The 1,036-nt window shown below is 70.1% G+C and carries 1 protein-coding gene; it reads left to right on the top strand.

What is annotated here, in order from left to right:
- On the top strand, positions 1-864 hold an 864-nt coding region (locus tag CDN38_RS28065; protein WP_082277032.1), incomplete at its 5' end, for a transposase.
- Positions 865-1,036 lie beyond the last annotated feature (172 nt).

The following is a 1,036-nucleotide window of genomic DNA, read 5'->3' as shown; positions in this document are numbered from 1 at the left end:
GAAACCGGGCTGATCACCGACACCGAGCTGACCAGCGCGGCCGGCGAGGGCGGCAGCGACCCGGTGGTCGGGCGGCAGATGATCTCGCGTGACCGTTTCCACCGTCCCGAGACCGAAGCCCCGCACCCGGACACAGGCGGCCACGCCACCCCCGCCGACGAGCAGCAGCCCGACCAGCTCGGCGGCGACGAGGCGGTCATCGCCGGGCCGGAGCCCGATGTCGCTGTCGCGGCGGCCGCTGATGACAGCGGTGAGATCACCGCCGCGGGAACCGATTCCGCAGATGCGGCCGCCGCGCGCAGCGAAGGACATGCGGGCCTGCAAGTGTACGGCGATTCGGCCTACGGCACCGGAGCCGCCCGCGCCGCCTATCGCGACGCCGGTCACCAGACGGTGATCAAACCCAAACCGCTGCGCCCGGCCGTGCCCGGCGGGTTCACCCTCGACGATTTCACCATCGACGAACCGGCAGGCACGGTCACCTGCCCGGCCGGGCACACCCGTGCGATGAGCCCGAAACGCACGGTCACCTTCGGCAGGCTGTGCGCGGACTGCCCGCTGCGGCAGCGTTGCACCACCGCCGCCGACGGCCGGTCGATGAGCATCCACCCGCATGAGCAGCTGCTGCGAGAGGCCCGCGCGCAGGCCCGCACCCCGGAATTCAAGCAGGACTACCCGACCCGATCCAGCATCGAGCGGATCATCGCCTGGGTCGCCACCCAACGCGGGCGCCGCGTCTCGCTGCGCTACCTTGGCGTCGCGAAAAACCATGCCTGGCTGCGCAACCGGGCCGCCGCGATCAACCTACGCACCCTCGTCAACGCTGGCCTGACCCGCCGCGAAGGGGCCTGGGCCCTGGCCTGACTGCCAGGGCCAACACCGGCAAGCTCTTGATCGGGACTCGGCACATGGCCAAACTGGCATCGGCGAGAAGAACGACCACGTTGTCGACCAATCAAGTCTGACCTACCGCCGAAGAGACGGCCTTGTCGGCGTTCTTCCCGCCCCTGCCGCGTTCGTTGTTCAGAAGCCTCCT

It is taken from the genome of Mycobacterium ostraviense (assembly GCF_002705925.1).
Taxonomy (GTDB): domain Bacteria; phylum Actinomycetota; class Actinomycetes; order Mycobacteriales; family Mycobacteriaceae; genus Mycobacterium; species Mycobacterium ostraviense.
This window is presented reverse-complemented; position numbering and strand designations above follow the sequence as displayed.